Source organism: Candidatus Baltobacteraceae bacterium (assembly GCA_036489885.1).
In the GTDB taxonomy this organism is placed as follows: domain Bacteria; phylum Vulcanimicrobiota; class Vulcanimicrobiia; order Vulcanimicrobiales; family Vulcanimicrobiaceae; genus JAFAMS01.
On sequence record DASXEW010000003.1, the window covers coordinates 1,563,009 to 1,578,346 of the forward strand.

Sequence of the window (15,338 nt, forward strand, 5' to 3'; positions counted from 1 at the left end):
GCGTTCCTACATTCGGTGTTGTGGTCGGAGTCTTCGGGCGACGCGGATGAATATCGGAACGGCGATAAGCTGCAGCGCGACGCAAAAGGCGACGAGATCGACTAGCGATCGCGTATAGAAAATGCCAATCACGAGGCTTCCGGCGAACCAAGCGACTCCATACGCAGCGGTGAAAATGCCAAACGCAGACGCTCGGTGCTCGCGCGCAACCATCGTTGATACGGCTGCCGGTATGATCGATTCGTGGACGCCCATGCTCATGCCCCAGAGAGCCGATCCGAGAACGCTGAGCCAGAACGATCCGAGAAAAACCAGCGGTGTCGCGCATGCGGCGACGACGGTTAAGGGGACGAGAATAACAAGTCCGAAACGATCGAATAACCGTCCAAACGTGAGTGAACCGGCGCCACTTGCCGCCATCGCGATCGCGTAGAACACGGGCAGGAACCCATTCGAGACGGGGAGTTCTGTATGAAAGCGATACGAGATCAGCGAGAAATCCGCGAACCCCGCAGCGACGAGAATCGCTCCGCTCAGATACAGCCAAAAAAGTGGCGGGATTCCCCGCGTACGAACTTCGAGCGTTCGTGACGCCAGGGTTTCTGGTCGCGGATATATGATGCGCGCGATACACAGAAGAAATAGACAGGTTAGAGCCGGCACAACGAGGACGGCGAATGCTTGTTGGTATGCACCTTGCGTTGCGAGTATTGCTGCAATGATCAACGGGCCAGCAAGTGCACCGGATTGATCGAGGGCTTCATGGACTCCGAAGGCCCAGCCGTAGCCAATCTCTTCAGCCGCAACCGACAACATCACATCGCGCGGCGGATTGCGCGTCGCCCTCCCGACGCGCTCAAGTATGATGAGCGCCGCAGCTTCTTGCCACGTGCGAGCGAACGCGAGCAATGGAACGGCGACCATTTGAACGGTATATCCCACGATCGTAATGGGCCAGAATTTCCGCGTGATCTCGCTTAGGGTGCCCGAAGCCAAGCGCCAGGCGTGGCCTAATAGTTCACCGACCCCTGCGACGGCACTGATCGTGAATGCACTCGCACCGAGCAATCCGAGAAACGGTCCTGTAATGCTGCGCGCGCCTTCATACGTGCAATCGGCGAAAAAGCTCAAGACGCCGATGACAAGGACGAACTTTAGCGACGCGCGTTGTCGCGCGAGCACCTGTTACTTTTTCAGTGGATGGTCAGTGTCGGTAATATTCCCGAGATAGAGGCCGCTCGTGTTCAGGTTGATCAGCGGCAAGAGTTTTGACGGCAGGAAGTCGTCATGAGCAATATTTGGATTAAGCCAGCCGACTTCGACGATGCCGTCGGCTCCGCGACGAAGCGTCGCGTCCTCCTCGATGATCTCGCACGCAAAACAGAGTTCCAGGCGCCGCGGATCCCAACGGCTTGAACCAATCTCGAAAACGAAGGCGAGATGGTCGACACGCACGCGATAGCCCGTCTCTTCGCCAACCTCACGAACCAGTGTCTCCTCAAGCGATTCGCCAATATTCGAAAAGCCACCAGGCAGTGTCCAAAACCGCTCGCCGCGACGGGCGTGACGTACGGAGAGTACAAATCCACGCTCATCTCGTACAACCGCAAGCGTACGGACACGTTGTTGTGTGACGGCTCCCTCCATTGCTTACCCCTTGTTCCGAATGCAGAGAAGCGTCGAGAGGAAAAGCATCAGATCGCCGCTCGCGAGATGTTGCCGCAATCGCGCGGTGTAGAGCGTGAGTCGACGTTTGAGCTGACGTCGAACGCTATAGATTGCCCAGTCGGCAAAGATCATGGTTGACTCCATTTCGCACAAAGTTTCGCGTAGGAGTCATCAGTCCGAAGACGCTTGCGGCGAACTCCATCGCCGGGGTGGCTTCTGCTTATCCGCGAGTCCGATGGTTCCCCCATGCGGGCGCTTCGTTCTCTTGCCGATTTCTTGACAGCAGCAGCGTAGGACGGTTCAATACTACTGGCGCGAGGCGCGCTGGGCGATGGATCCCGCCCTCGAGACACGTTCTCGAAAACCGCGGCACGCTAATGGGTCCTCCACGCTTGGAGGATTTCACGTGTCACTAGGTCGAGCGGCAGCCGCACTCCGCGAGATAGAACGCATCGCATGGCGACATGCCGATGAAGCGACCGCCATTGAAACACGTTCGCTGATCAATCGTTCGACGGGTAATGAGTTGACGGTGCTCATCGCCGGGCAGTTCAAGCGCGGAAAGAGCACGTTAATCAACGCGCTTATTGGCAACGATATTCTACCGACCGGCGCTCTGCCGTTGACGTCGATTGCGACGAGCGTTCACTTCGGTACGGAAAGCGCGATTGTCAGCTATCGTGATGGAGGGTCATCGCAAATCGACATCCGCGATCTTGGCGAGTATGTCACTGAAGCTGGAAATCCGGAAAACGTTCGCGCGGTAAGTGCAGTCGACGTTCACGTGCATGCCGAGTTCTTGCACGGACTTCGCATCGTCGATACGCCCGGAGTTGCTTCGGCATTCGTGCACAATACGGATGCCGCACGTAGTGCCCTCCACGAAGCCGATGTCGCGATACTCGTCGTCGGTCCCGAACCACCGATTGGTGAGGCAGAGATTGTGTTCGCGAAAGAGGTTCGCGACGCTTCGGAGCGTCTTTTCGTTGTGTATAACAAAGCAGACTTGCTACCCGGGCAAGAGCGCGAGATCATTGGGTTTACGCAGCGCCAACTTGACGCGGCGCTCGGCTTTGAGCCCCGAATCTTTGCTCTCAGCGCTCGGGACGCGCTTTCTGCCGCTCAAGATGGACGATCAGATTCGCGATTTATGGAATTCGTTGCAGCGCTCACAGCCTTTCTCGATCGCAACCGGGATCTTGTTCGAGAGCGGTCGATTGCGCGAAAAGCTGCTGGCCTGGCGCGTCGCCTTCAATTCCTGATCGCGCTCCGCCGCCACGCTCTACGTTTACCGCTAAACGAACGCGAAGCGATGCGTCTGCGATTCGATACACTCGTAACCGAACTTCGAGATCGTAGCCATGAACTGGCCGGCTCTCTCGATCAGGCGCTCAAAGAGATCGGCGAAAGCGTCGACCGTCACTTGGGAGAATGTTTCCAGCGATCGTGTGTCGCTCTTGCTACCGAATTGCGCTCGCTCGCGCATGATGGTGAGATCGATGCCTTCGAGCGCGCGCTTGAAAAGGGCGCGGCGACCAGGACAGGCGCCTGGGCAGACGACATCACGGAACTCTTGAATGAGCGAATGAAGGCAAATGCTGAGCGATTGCTTCGTCAAGTCGATCGTCTCGAAAGCGAAATTCTTGCGCTCGGTGCAGGCCTCCTGAAAGCTGATCTCCCACTCCCTACGTCGCGAGCATCGACATTCGACGTTCCGGGAATCTCATTCCCGAAGGAGCGAATCGTAGACACGGGTTTAGAGATTCTCGTGCGCAGCCTCGCGCAACTCTTGCCACGAAGCTTGCGCTCGCATCTTCTCGCGCGTCGTCTTTCGCAACGCGTGGAAGAAACGCTCGGTGCGCGTCGTGGCCGACTGCGATACGCCGGGCGACGAGAAGCCGAACGTAACGTGCAAGAGCTTGGCCATCTTGCGACGATGCGACTCGCCGCTGCAGAAGGCGCAATTCGCCGTAGTTTGAGTACCCCAACAGATGCAAGCGATGACGACATTCGCGTTCTGTTGCGCAGTTGTGAGCATGACGAGGCGACGGCTGCTGCGCTGGCGGCTGATCTGGATGCTATTCCGTTAGAGGTCGAACAGGTTGTGAGCCGATGATCTTCAAGCGCCTATTGCGATTGGACTCACGAGAAGACGTTGTCAGCACTGACGACGATCCGCAGCCATTGCGGGCACGTATCGCGGATTTGGAGGAGCGTCTTCGCTCATCCGAGGCAATGGTACGGGAGCGGAGCGAAACGCTGTACGATTTACAACGGCAGTATTCAGCAGAGCATTTTGACTATGCTGAATCGATGCGAAATCTCAATATCGAACGCATGCGTAACGCCGGCGCATATGCTGCGAAAGATATTATAGTTTCACGGTACCAATTGTTACAGACGCGCATCGCAGCCCTCAAACGCCGGCTTCGCGTCCATGAACACGTCGACGACCTGCGTGAAGATGACGCCCCAATCCTCATCGAGGAACCGCATTCGGAAGGTTAGAAAGGGGTCTCAAGCGTGGTGGAGTCCGCGCGCGGCACGCGCCGCAAACCGCCGATCGGCCGATGACTCCTGACCCCGTGTATTTGATGACCCACGGTCAGGAGAGTCGTTGCTGAGCCTTTCACCGCTTGCCGTGCAGGCTGCTCAAGTCCTCACGGTAACGCTACTGTCGCCGCTTTTGAGTGGCGTCATTTCGCGCACTGAAGCGATGCTTGCCGGCAAGCGCGGGCCTTCGGTATTTCAGCCTTATCGCGACATTATCAAGTTTTTCCGTAAGCAGCGGCTGTTGCCCGAGCATGCGTCGTGGGTGTTTCGGGCCGCACCATACGCGGCGTGCGGAGCGTATGCAACGTTCGCGACCCTCATCCCCGTGCTTACGACGTATCCGCTACCCGGTGCTACGTACGGCGATATTCTCGGTAGCGCTTTTGTTTTCGCATTTGGATCGTTCGTCACCGCGCTTGCAGCCATTGACGGTGCCTCCCAATATACGTCGATCGGCGCCAGTCGAGCGACGATGGTTGGCGTTCTCGTCGAGCCGACGCTGATTTTTGTCTTTTTCTCCGTCGCGTTCATCACCGGGACGGACCTCCCGTACGCGCTCAATGCGACGCTACGTGCGTCGGCTGCCGACGTGTTGCGTCCTGCGCACGTGCTCGCGACCGCCGCATTCTTTATGATGATGTTGGTCGATACCGGACGGATTCCGATCGAGAGCTCGTCAGCGACGATTGAGTTCGGCATGATCGATGATGCTCGTCTCTTCGAGCACAGCGGCCCCGAGATGGCGCTCTTCAAGTGGGGCAGCGCCATGAAGCAGTTCCTGCTCTATACCGTTTTCGTCAATGTGCTGCTTCTTCCAATGGGGTTGTCGTCGACGGGGAGTCTTCAAACGGTTCTCTTAGCTATCGTGCTTCTTTTTGTGAAGATGTGCATTGTCGCATGCGCAGTCGTCATAATTGAAACCACGTTTGCGAAGCTTCGTTTGTACAAGATTACCGAATTCATCGCCACGGGTCTCCTCGTCGCCGTCCTGGCGGTCTTCGCGTACGCAGTGGGATTCGGCTAGTGCCACTGCACCACTTATCGGTTCCGGAAGCCGTCGCGGGCACAATCGCAGCGCTGTTGCTGCTAACGCAGCTTGCATTGTTCCGATCGGTCGTGCTATCCGAGCTGATCACGCTCTACGCAGTTCAGTCGCTATTTGTCGCGTGCATCTGCCTCGATGTGGGTCTTGTCGCCGGCGCATGGGATCTTATCGCGCTTGCGATCCTGACGTTTCTTTTCAAAGTAATCGCGCTCCCGATCTACATGCGCAGGTTGATGAACGGCGTTTCGACGCGGGTCGAAATCCCGAGCAAGATCAATGTGCTGCTTTCGTTGCTGATCGCAGCGGCACTCGTTGGAATTGGATGTCTGACGGCCTCACAGTTGCCACTCAAGACCGGCGCCTTTCTTCCAATCGCCGACCTCGCAACGATGCTCTCGATCGTCTTTATTGGGTTTCTCGTTGCAATATTACGGCCGAACGCATTCGCGCAAGTCATCGCATTTCTCACACTTGAGAATGGCGTTTTCTTTGGAGCAGTGACGCTTGCTCCCGGACAGCCGTTTGTGGTTGGCATCCTCGTGCTCTTTGACGTCCTCGTAGCCGTCGTTGTCTTTGCCGTATTAGTGCGCATTCTTGTCGCGATTCGATCGAGTGCTGCAACGGCGCAGCTTCAGGAGCTCATTGGATGATACTTATCATCGCAATGATCGCCATACCAGCGGCACTCGCCATCATCAGTATCGTCGTCCCGTCACGCATTTCGGGCCCGCTGACCGCGCTCGGTGGACTGTGCACCGCAGCGTGCATCATCGCCGCCGACTTGGGGGGCGCTTCCGGCGTTCGCGCTCCCGACGCGCTTTCTGCGATCTTTCTGTTGCCGGTAGCCATCATTTACGGAACGGTTGGATTGTATACACACTGGTACGTGCGAGCTGAGAGCCCCGCGAATTCCGAGGGCGAGCGCTATCGGCGCGAATTCCTTGCACTCACTAACGCGTTTGCATGCAGCGAAATAATCGTCCCGCTCTTGACGAACATGGGCGGCCTGTGGGTGGCGCTCGAAACGACTACGATTCTCTCGGCCTTACTCATCCGGTTACAGGGAACGGCTGCCGCACTCGAGGCTGCGTGGAAGTATATCTTGATCGCGTCCTGCGGTCTCGCGTTCGGCCTTGTCGGCGTCGTCCTACTCTACGTTGCCGGTATTGGACCGCTCGGCGACCATCATATCCCGCAGTGGTCTGCGTATATTGGTGCCGCAGCACATCTGAACCCTGACGCCGTCCGGCTCGCATTCATTTTTGCACTCATCGGATTCGGCACGAAGATGGGTCTAGCGCCAATGCATGCGTGGCTGCCGGACGCGCACGGAGCAGGCCCCACGCCGACGAGCGCAATGCTTTCCGGCGCGCTTCTTTCGGACGCGCTCTATGCGATTCTCAGGTTTGCTGCTATCGCAAATCTCGCGGTGGGCCATGGCCTCAGCCACATCCTGTTCTTCGTCGTTGGTTTGATCTCGCTGTTTCTCGCCGCATTCTTTCTCTTGCAGCAACGTGACATCAAACGTATGCTCGCGTATTCGAGCATCGAGCACATGGGAGTTATCGCGTGCGGTCTCGCGTTTGGAGCTCCGCTCGCCGTCGCGGGAGCGTTGCTTCACGCAATCAATCACTCCGCGTCCAAATCGCTCGCATTTTTCGCCGCGGGACGGCTGACGGAACGCTACGAAACGCGCGAGATCGCCGGAATTCGTGGAGGCATTGCGACGCTACCGGTTTCGGGGACGCTCTTTGCGCTTGCGGGTCTTTCACTCGCCGGACTTCCGCCGTTCGGGATCTTCCGCAGTGAGCTCATGATCCTCGGCGGCGGCTTCCAATCTGGCTCTTGGATCCTCGCGATCGTTGTTGCGCTACTGCTGGCCGTTGCATTCGCCGGTATTCTCCGCTGGGTAACCACAACGAGTGCCGGTTCTGCCGAGGGGGAGATTCATCGTGGCGAACGCTTCGGTGCGGCTATCTATGCGATGTTGCTGGGATTCATCGTCGTGCTTGGATTGGGTTTGGTCGTTCCACCGCAACTCACGCAACTACTTGAGCGCGCCATTGCGATTGTGGGGCAAGCATCGTGATCGCGCGGTCAAATGCGGTGGAAGCGGGCGAACGCGCGATGAGGCGCGTCGCTGAAGGAGCGCGTTTCGTGTGGCTCTTTTGCGAAGCCGGTCATGCCGATATGATGCTCCACTATGTGACCGATCTCGATGGCAAGCTCGAGTTCGCGAGTGGCGTCATTCCAGAATCCGGAGAAGTCGCTTCGATTGCGGGAGTTGTCCCCGCGGCGCGTTGGCACGAGCAAGAAGTCCACAACCGGTTCGCTGTTCGTTTCAATGGCTCTACCGATGATCCACCGATTATAAAATCGCCTGAGCAAGACGCCGAGAAATTGCGCCGTGCGCTCGGGGACGAAGTTTCGACCGTCCTATACGGTCCAGTTCGTTCGGGCATTGTCGAGTCAGCGTGTTGGATCATCGAAACCGCCGGCGAGGATTTCATTGCCGTACATCCCTCAATGTTTTTTAAACATCGGGGACTCGAAAAGCGGTTCGAGGGGGCGGCGCTCGAGTTCGCTCCCCTCATCGCCGAACACATCTCTGGTGTCACACCGTCGAGTCACGCTACGGCGTTCTGCCGCGCGGTCGAGGCGGTTTGTGGGATCGACGTGCCGCCACGCGCCCGTGCGGCACGTACGATCCTCGTCGAACTCGAGCGCATCCATCAGCATCTCGATTCGCTCGCAAAGCTGGCGGACGACGGATCGCTCTCAATAGGATCGGCCCAAACCTTCGCTGCGAAAGAACGTGTGCACCGACTGCTCTCCGAGGCGACGGGTCACCGGTTCGGGCGAGGTTCAATCTGCGTTGGTGGAACGCGTTCCGATATCTTTGGCACGCTGCGAACAGCTGCCGAACGGGCACTCGACGTCGTCGAACGGGAGGCGCTCTCCGTTTTGCGTGGACTTTTTGGAACACAATCGCTGCTCGATCGCCTGATTGGAACGGGTCGCCTATCGCGAGAGACTATGCAGGCGTATGGCGGTGTCGGTCCGGTGGCGCGCGGCAGCGACGTCGTCAACGACGCTCGCTTAACGGATGGCTGGCTCTACATGCCCCTCGATGCGTCGGCTGCGATCGAACTGAATGGCGACGCGATGGCGAGGGCGCGTATCAGACAGGCGGAAATCCGCCAATCGTTTCGACTCGTTCGCGAAGCACTCGACGCTTCGCCCACCGGCGCGTCGCGCCTGGATCAAGAACACATTCGGGGCAAGGGCCGCGCTCACGCGCGCGTTGAGTCACCACAAGGCGAGCTGCTTTATTTCGTGCACTATGATGATGATGCGCTGGTGCGTGTCGCCGTGCGTTCGGCCTCTTTCGCAAACTGGCCACTTTTCGTTCCATCGCTGCCTGGGAACATTTTCACAGACTTTTCGTTTATTGAGCACTCGTTCGGGCTTATCCAATCGGAGACCGATCGATGAGCAACTGGATTGGGCGTGGACTCCGGCGCGGCATTCTGACGACGAAGTATCCGTTTCAAGGAGACGCGATGCCCGAACGGTATCGCGCACGTCCAGTTGTGTTTCCTGGTGCGACGAACGAGCACATCGAACGGGGCGCCGCGGCCTGTCTTTCAGGTGCGATTCAACGCAGCGACGGAGGGGCAATCATCGACATGCAGCGCTGCTTTCAGTGCGGCGAGTGCGCACGTGTCGCGCCGGAAGCATTTACGTTTACAAATGATTTCGAGCTTGCGCTTACGGGCGATAGCATCGAGATGGTGCGCGCGGAGCTACGACGCCGCACCAAGGCGCTCGGTCGATCGATCCACATACGACATGTGGACTGCGGCAGCGACGCATCGTGCGAACAGGAGCTGCAAGCGATTTTCAATCCGTTCTATGATGCGAATCGGCTGGGCATTTTTTTGACCGCGTCGCCGCGGCACGCTGACATTCTCGTCGCGACAGGGGTAGTCACGCACGCGATGGTTGAGCCGCTACGTCGCACGTACGAGGCGATGCCATCGCCAAAAGTCGTCATCGCGCTGGGAAGTGCCGCGTCGTCGGGGACGATCTTTGATGACGACGATGTGGCAGGGCCAGTCGACGGGTTTATTCCCGTCGACGTGAAGGTGCCGGGTACGCCACCAGCTCCGCTCACGATTATCCATGGGCTTTGGGTTGCGCTCGGTCATGTCACCGCGCGTCGCCCGGGAGCCACGTCATGACGTCGATTAATATCGCGCTTGTTGCGCTCGCGCTCGCGATCGCCGGAATGCTTGCGGCGCTCTTCGTTTCCGCAGCGATTGGACGTGCGCTCGGCTTTCTTGCGGTGGCACTTGCTGGGTTGGCGGCACTCATCGCCGGTGTTGCGGCGCTCGTGACCGGTAGCGCGCAGGCCGTCGGAAACGTCGATCTTCACGTCGTCGTTCGACTCGATGCAACATCAGGATTTTTTGTCGGTATTATCGGTGCAATCGCGATCGCCGTAGGCCTCTTCGGTCTTGGAGGTCGTTCGAGCGATGAGCGGCGCACTGGGCGAACTGCCGCATCAACGGCGTGCGCAATCCTGCTTGCGTCGCTGCTTGTATGTCTCGCAGACGACGTCTTCCTATTCTTGTTTGCGTGGGAACTGCTGGCCCTCGCATTCTACTGGGCAATCACTTTCGCAGGCACGGACGAAAACGCGGAACTCGCCGGCTATTTCACGCTCACTCTCACGCACGTCGCAGGCGCAGCGCTCTTCGTTGCGCTGCTCGTTCTCGCTCGCAACGGAACGTCGGTGTCAGGCGCTCTCGGCGCTGCGCAGACGATGCCGGAATTTGCTCGAGGTGCGATCTTTGTGCTCTTGCTGATCGGTTTCGGAGCGAAGATCGGTTTGCTACCGCTGCAGGGGTGGCTTCCATACGGCTATCGGGCCGCACCATCAGTGGTTTCAGCGCTGATGGCGGGAGGAGCGCTCAACGTCGGATTCTACGGTATCGTCCGCTTTGTCTTTGGCCTAGGAGGCGGAACGCCACTGTGGTGGGGGCTGCTTCTGGCGAGTCTCGGTGCGCTTGGCGCAATCCTCGGGATCGCGTGGGCCGTCGCGCAACGCGATGCGCGGACGCTTGCAGCCTACTCAAGCATTGAAAATTCGGGCGTTATCGTTGCCGGGCTCGGGATCGCACTTGTGGGGAAAAGTGTCGACCTGCCGCTGCTTGTGGGAGTTGGGGTCGCATCAGCATTCTTCCAGATTGCAGCTCACGCATTCGCGAAATGCACCCTGTTCCTCGCATGCGCTGCGCTCGAATCGCGAGCAGGATCAACAGACTTCGATCAACTCGGCGGTATTGCGCGCAGGATGCCATATACGGCCGCGGCTGCGATTGCTGCGGCATTTTCGCTGGCAGCAATTCCGCCGCTTGGCGGTTTCGCGAGCGAATGGCTGACACTCGAATCGTTCATGCAGGCATTCCGCTCGGGTAACGCTGCAGTCGACGTTACCTTTGCGCTCTGCGCTGCGGCGATTGGTGTCGCAGCCGGCCTTGCTGTCGTCGCGTTCGTAAAGTTCGCAGGGATTGGATTCCTCGGTGCGGCGCGTAGTGCGGAAGCATCGGAGGCGCGTGAAGGTCATTTCCTCTGGCCTTTCGCCTCGTTGCTTTCGGCCGTCGCCGTCTTCGCGCTCGGCATCCTCGCGCCGCAGTATCTCTCGCTTATCGCCGCCCCGATCGATCAGCTCTCTGGAACGTCGACCGTCGCCTCGATGCTTGCAGCGCCGCCGGTCGTGCAGCCGGCCTTCCACGGATTCTCTTCGGTTTCGCCACTTGGCCTCGGTGTTTTGATTCTCTGCTTTGCCCTGGTCTTTGCGATCATCGCGCGCTTGTTCGCGCGGCCGCGCTTGCGATCTGCGGAAGTCTGGACGTCGGGTGAAGCATATCGTTCGTGGACGCAATACGGTGGAACGGGATTTGCGAACCCGACGCGGGTGATCTTCGACGTTGGGATTCGGACCGTTCGGAGTATTGAGGAAACGGAAGACGTGGGCATCCGCTACGAGAGCAAGACTCGACAGTTCTTTGATGTCGCATTCTATCGCTGGATAGCGACCGCTGCACTCTGGATCAGTAGCGTCGTACGGCGGACGCAATCGGGCGTCATCGGCACATATCTAACGTATATCCTCGTCTTTACGATCGTTTTGCTTGTTCTTTATCCATCCTTACGACACTGGTAGCTGGTTGCTATCATTTCCCGAGAGCGAAGACGAGAATTGCAGCGGTAAGAGCGACGAACGCGCCGGTAGCGATGTCACCAAGGGCTCCGACGAGCCGAGTTTCTAGCTCGTATCGAGCATGTACGCAGGGCCAATCCTGATCACACAGGGTGCCCTTGTCCGTCAGATGCGGTCGGCGCGATGGCAATGGCGTGTCCTCCAGCGGGAGGAGCCATCAGCATTGCTGCGGTTTCCAAGATGCAAAAATCTCAGGGGCGGGATCCATCGCCCAGGCATTCCCTCGCGAGGAACGCCTGCCACCATTTTGGACGTGTCACCGGACGTCTGTCAATGCGGCCGTGGCCATTGTTAGAGTCAGCGGCTTTCCGGAGCGAAAGCTGTATGCGTGCCGATCGGCTTCAGGGCGAGCGCAAGCGCAACCAGCAGCAGCGCGCCGGCCAAGAAATCCCACGCATTCACTTGCTCGTGCAAGATGCCGAGCGATCCGACCATGCCGAAGAAGATCGAGCCGTAGCCGGTGATCGCGGCAACGGGTATGACGCCCAAGATACGGATCGATAGGCTTTGCAGCACCTGGCCGGCGATTGAAAGCAGGACGACGAGCTCGAGATCGAACGCAAGGATCGTTTTGAGATCATAATAGCGCAGCGGCAGGATGCCTTCGTCGAGACGATGGTTCGCGGCGCCGATCGCGACGAGAATTAGGGATCCGAGCGCGCCCATGATTCCCGCGACGAAGAGTGCCGGGTACGTGCGGTTCAGCACGCGGAGCGCCAGCGCCATGACGCCCCAGCTGAAGACCATGACGAGAATCATCGCGTCGCCTGCAGGCGTCGAACCGCTCGCGGAGCGCGAGAACGTGAGGACGCACGCGCCGATAGCCCCGCCCATGATCGCTACGATTCGAACCGGATGGAGGCGCTCGTGGAGAAAGATCACCGCGAGAATTGACGCAAAGACCGGTGCGAGCGCGAGCAGCAGTACGGCATGCGCAGCACTCGTGTGACCGACGCCGAGCGCAAACATTCCCGTCGTCGCGGGGCCGTAGCAGATACCGCTGAGCAAGAACCAGGCAAGGTCACTGCGGCTCGGACGCAGGGCGTCGCGCGGCCGCGTTGCCAGCGCCAATAGCAAGAATAGCGGTAATGTCCACAACGAGCGCGCCGTAACGAGGCCCAGCGGATCGATGTGCGAGGGCGTGCCGGGAGCGTAGAGGACTTTCGTTGCGGTCGCGTTCAGACCGAAGAAGATCGCGGAGCCGAGCGCCGCGAGAAGTCCCGCTAGAATCTTGTCAGGTACTGTGTGCGTTCCCACGGATGTACGACGCGACGGTAGCGCTCGTACTCGGCGAGTTTCGCGTCGCGAAATGCATGATAGATGTGATCGCCGAGTGCGCCACGCAAAATGGCGTCGGCATCCAGCTCGTCGATCGCTTGGCGCAGTGACTTCGGCAGCGTTCGAATACCGCGCTCGCTTCGGAATTTTCCGGTTAGCTCGTAGCTCGAGCCGGTGAACGGGTCACCGGGGAGTAGGCGGTGACGCAGACCGTCGGCGATCGACTCGATCAAAACCGCGAACGCGAGATACGGATTGCACGACGGATCGGGGCTGCGCATCTCGATCTTCGTTTCCATTCCGGGCGCCGTCGGAACGCGAACGAGCGCATTCGCGCTCGCTTCGGACCAGACGGTGTAGATCGGTGCGTCCCACGCGGCCACGAGCCGTTTGTAGGAATTCACCGTCGGATTGCAAACGGCGGTTGCGGCCGGCGCGTGTTGGAGCAGGCCGCCGATGGCGTGCAAACGTTGATCTTCGTCGAGGCCGTCGAGACCGAAATAGACGTGCAGACCATTGCCGGCGACATCCTCGGCCGGCTTGGGCATAAAGGTTGCTTCCATACCCAATCCGCTCGCGACATGTTTGACCGCGCCGCGCAGCGTCACGAAATTATCCGCGCTTCGCAAGATTGGCGCTTCCGCGAGATCGATCTCGTGTTGATCTTGCCCGTGCTCGTGGTGCGAGCTCGAGATGACGAGTCCCATCTCTTGGAGTGCGGCGACGACGGCACCACGCGCATAGTCGCCGCGGTCGTTCGGCGACCAATCGAAGTACGATCCGACGTCGCTGGCTTGAATCAGCGGCGCGCCCTGCTCGGTGCGGGGGAACATGTAAAACTCGACTTCGAGCGCGGTTTCGACTCTCTTGAGCACGTCGCGCGCATCGTCGAGCACGCGGCGTAACGTCGTACGCGGGCAGCCTTCGAAATCCGAGCCGTCGGCGTTTGCAATCGCGCAGATCAGGCGCGCTTCAGTCGCTGCACCTTTGGTCCACGGCATGATCGAGAAGGTCGAGAGATCCGGCAAGAGGACCATGTCGACTTCGGCGTCGCGCACGAACCCGTCGATCGAACCGCCGTCGAAGCTGACTTTGCCCTCGATCGCGCGCTCGAGCTCTGCGACCGGGACACTCACGGATTTTTCGATTCCGAGAATATCGACGAACGTGAGACGCACGTACCGAACGTCGCCGTCTTTGGCGGCTTTCAGTACGTCGCGCTTGCTGACGCTTTTGCCGTTAACTGCCGAGAGCATCGAGGGCAATCGCCATGCGAAGCGTGAGTTGATCGTGCGGGGAGTCCAAGTCGAAGCCTCCGATGTCGCCGATCTGGCGCAGGCGGTAAAAGATGGTGTGACGGTGCACGTTGAGCTCCGCGGCCGCGACCTTGATGTTTTGTCCGACATCGAAAAAGAGACGCAACGTACGCACTAGCTCGGTCTGATGCTTTTCATCATACGCGCGCAGCGGCTCGAGAATTCCTTGTGCGAAACGGTAGAGCTCGTCGCGCGAGACTCCGCCACGAAGCAAGAGCGGGTACGCGCCAAGCTCTTCGTGCGACAGGATTCGTCCGCCGCCGAAAATGCGGCGCGCGATCAAGAGTGCTTCACGTGCATCGTCAACTGAAGCTGCGACGCTTGCGACGTCCGCTCGGCGGCCCACGCCGCCCACGATCTTGACGTCGACTTTCGCCTTCGCGAGCGAACGCGGCATGCTCGTGGCGGCCGTGCGCGCATTCGCCGCATCGACTTCGAGCGGGCTCGGAACGAGGAAGACGAAGCCGCCGCCGCGCTCGAGCACGACCAATTCACTGCCCCCGCGTCCGCCGAGCACCTCACCGGCGACTTTGCGGATCTCGGTGCTGCGCTGCGCGGCGACACTTTCGTCCAGGCCTTCGGGCTCGATGACGACGGCGACATAGTGCGTCGAAAGCGGGATCCCACGCGAAGCTGCGTCGTCGCGAGCTTCGGACGGATCGTCGTATGCGCGCGAGAGCAGGCGTTCCCAAAACGAGCGTCGCCGTCCGCGGTTCCCACTCGAATCGCGCGCCAGTTCGACGGCGATCACGTTCGCGCAGAGACGCGCCAGCGGAATCCGCGTGTCCATTTCCTCCCACACCGTCAACCAGCCAAGGGTCGTTTCACCGGCGCGAACCGCGAAGCAGCGTCCATTCCGGTCGGGCGGCGCGCTGATCGCGACACCGTCCTCGCCCGGCGTCCCCGCGCGCATGACGAAATCCCGCGCCGAGGCCGGCAGCGTCCGCGACCCGGCGCCGCTCAGCGAAAGATGGCGCCATTCGGCGTCTTCGAGCAATACCGGACTTCCGAGCGTTTGCGCGAGCTGCGCGCACAACGCTTTCGGGCCGCCGCCGCCGGCGGCGACGCGCGTCAAAGCATCCGCAAAGCTGAGCAGCTCGCTCGCGTCTGGCTCCCTTGAGACGTGGCGGGGGGCATGCACTTGGCCCCTTCTGACCCCCTACGACGCGAGGAGGTTGCGGCTCCGACT

General features: G+C 59.6%; 14 protein-coding genes and 1 riboswitch. Of the genes, 8 read left to right on the forward strand and 6 right to left on the reverse strand.

What is annotated here, in order from left to right; genetic code table 11:
* Window positions 1–6 precede the first annotated feature (6 nt).
* The 3 genes from VGG22_13585 to VGG22_13595 are packed head-to-tail and all read right to left on the reverse strand — an operon-like array spanning window position 7 to window position 1,812.
* A complete protein-coding gene (locus tag VGG22_13585) occupies window positions 7–1,182 on the reverse strand; it encodes an MFS transporter (protein HEY1729405.1) in 1,176 nt (391 codons plus the stop codon).
* Between the two features lie 3 nt (window positions 1,183–1,185).
* Entirely contained in the window at window positions 1,186–1,647 is a 462-nt protein-coding gene (locus VGG22_13590) for an NUDIX hydrolase (protein ID HEY1729406.1), read from the reverse strand.
* A gap of 3 nt (window positions 1,648–1,650) precedes the next feature.
* Window positions 1,651–1,812, reverse strand: a complete 162-nt coding sequence (locus tag VGG22_13595) for a hypothetical protein (GenBank protein HEY1729407.1) — start codon at window positions 1,810–1,812, stop codon at window positions 1,651–1,653.
* Window positions 1,813–1,823: 11 nt separating this feature from the next.
* Window positions 1,824–1,883: riboswitch (Fluoride riboswitch) on the reverse strand.
* Window positions 1,884–2,074: 191 nt separating this feature from the next.
* Here VGG22_13595 and VGG22_13600 point away from each other — a divergent pair.
* The 8 genes from VGG22_13600 to VGG22_13635 all read left to right on the forward strand — a co-directional run bounded on the left by VGG22_13600 (window position 2,075) and on the right by VGG22_13635 (window position 11,498).
* Window positions 2,075–3,784 carry a dynamin family protein gene (locus tag VGG22_13600; GenBank protein ID HEY1729408.1) on the forward strand — a complete coding sequence of 570 codons (1,710 nt, stop codon included), beginning with the start codon at window positions 2,075–2,077 and terminating at the stop codon, window positions 3,782–3,784.
* The gene (locus tag VGG22_13605; protein ID HEY1729409.1) at window positions 3,781–4,176 is read left to right on the forward strand and encodes a hypothetical protein; all 396 of its coding nucleotides are present in this window, start codon (window positions 3,781–3,783) and stop codon (window positions 4,174–4,176) included. The genes VGG22_13600 and VGG22_13605 overlap by 4 nt, the downstream gene beginning before the upstream one ends.
* Before the next feature lie 109 nt (window positions 4,177–4,285).
* The gene (locus VGG22_13610; protein ID HEY1729410.1) at window positions 4,286–5,245 is read left to right on the forward strand and encodes an NADH-quinone oxidoreductase subunit H; all 960 of its coding nucleotides are present in this window, start codon (window positions 4,286–4,288) and stop codon (window positions 5,243–5,245) included.
* Complete coding sequence (locus tag VGG22_13615) at window positions 5,245–5,916, forward strand: hypothetical protein (GenBank protein HEY1729411.1); 672 nt, start codon at window positions 5,245–5,247, stop codon at window positions 5,914–5,916. The genes VGG22_13610 and VGG22_13615 overlap by 1 nt, the downstream gene beginning before the upstream one ends.
* Window positions 5,913–7,355 (forward strand): proton-conducting transporter membrane subunit, encoded by a 1,443-nt coding sequence (locus VGG22_13620; protein ID HEY1729412.1) that lies wholly within the window; start codon window positions 5,913–5,915, stop codon window positions 7,353–7,355. The genes VGG22_13615 and VGG22_13620 overlap by 4 nt, the downstream gene beginning before the upstream one ends.
* Window positions 7,356–7,393: 38 nt before the next feature.
* Window positions 7,394–8,761, forward strand: coding sequence for a nickel-dependent hydrogenase large subunit (locus tag VGG22_13625; GenBank protein HEY1729413.1), 1,368 nt, complete (start codon window positions 7,394–7,396; stop codon window positions 8,759–8,761).
* Entirely contained in the window at window positions 8,758–9,510 is a 753-nt protein-coding gene (locus tag VGG22_13630; GenBank protein HEY1729414.1) for a hypothetical protein, read from the forward strand. Before VGG22_13625 ends, VGG22_13630 begins: the two co-directional genes overlap by 4 nt.
* Window positions 9,507–11,498: a proton-conducting transporter membrane subunit gene (locus VGG22_13635; GenBank protein ID HEY1729415.1), complete on the forward strand. Its 1,992-nt coding sequence runs from the start codon at window positions 9,507–9,509 to the stop codon at window positions 11,496–11,498. Before VGG22_13630 ends, VGG22_13635 begins: the two co-directional genes overlap by 4 nt.
* 354 nt (window positions 11,499–11,852) lie before the next feature.
* On the opposite strand, the gene VGG22_13640 is transcribed toward VGG22_13635, so the two are convergent.
* The 3 genes from VGG22_13640 to VGG22_13650 are packed head-to-tail and all read right to left on the reverse strand — an operon-like array spanning window position 11,853 to window position 15,224.
* Window positions 11,853–12,812 (reverse strand): DMT family transporter, encoded by a 960-nt coding sequence (locus tag VGG22_13640; protein HEY1729416.1) that lies wholly within the window; start codon window positions 12,810–12,812, stop codon window positions 11,853–11,855.
* Window positions 12,779–14,089 carry a glutamine synthetase family protein gene (locus VGG22_13645; GenBank protein HEY1729417.1) on the reverse strand — a complete coding sequence of 437 codons (1,311 nt, stop codon included), beginning with the start codon at window positions 14,087–14,089 and terminating at the stop codon, window positions 12,779–12,781. Before VGG22_13645 ends, VGG22_13640 begins: the two co-directional genes overlap by 34 nt.
* Window positions 14,073–15,224, reverse strand: coding sequence for a helix-turn-helix domain-containing protein (locus tag VGG22_13650; protein ID HEY1729418.1), 1,152 nt, complete (start codon window positions 15,222–15,224; stop codon window positions 14,073–14,075). The genes VGG22_13645 and VGG22_13650 overlap by 17 nt, the downstream gene beginning before the upstream one ends.
* Window positions 15,225–15,338: the final 114 nt, after the last annotated feature.

Excerpts from the sequence above, each read along its gene's own strand:
- VGG22_13590 (HEY1729406.1), bottom strand. The coding sequence starts at position 1,647 with ATGGAGGGAGCCGTCACACAACAACGTGTCCGTACGCTTGCGGTTGTA.
- VGG22_13595 (HEY1729407.1), bottom strand. The coding sequence starts at position 1,812 with ATGGAGTCAACCATGATCTTTGCCGACTGGGCAATCTATAGCGTTCGA.
- VGG22_13620 (HEY1729412.1), top strand. The coding sequence starts at position 5,913 with ATGATACTTATCATCGCAATGATCGCCATACCAGCGGCACTCGCCATC.
- VGG22_13605 (HEY1729409.1), top strand. The coding sequence starts at position 3,781 with ATGATCTTCAAGCGCCTATTGCGATTGGACTCACGAGAAGACGTTGTC.
- VGG22_13635 (HEY1729415.1), top strand. The coding sequence starts at position 9,507 with ATGACGTCGATTAATATCGCGCTTGTTGCGCTCGCGCTCGCGATCGCC.
- VGG22_13630 (HEY1729414.1), top strand. The coding sequence starts at position 8,758 with ATGAGCAACTGGATTGGGCGTGGACTCCGGCGCGGCATTCTGACGACG.
- VGG22_13645 (HEY1729417.1), bottom strand. The coding sequence starts at position 14,089 with ATGCTCTCGGCAGTTAACGGCAAAAGCGTCAGCAAGCGCGACGTACTG.
- VGG22_13625 (HEY1729413.1), top strand. The coding sequence starts at position 7,394 with ATGAGGCGCGTCGCTGAAGGAGCGCGTTTCGTGTGGCTCTTTTGCGAA.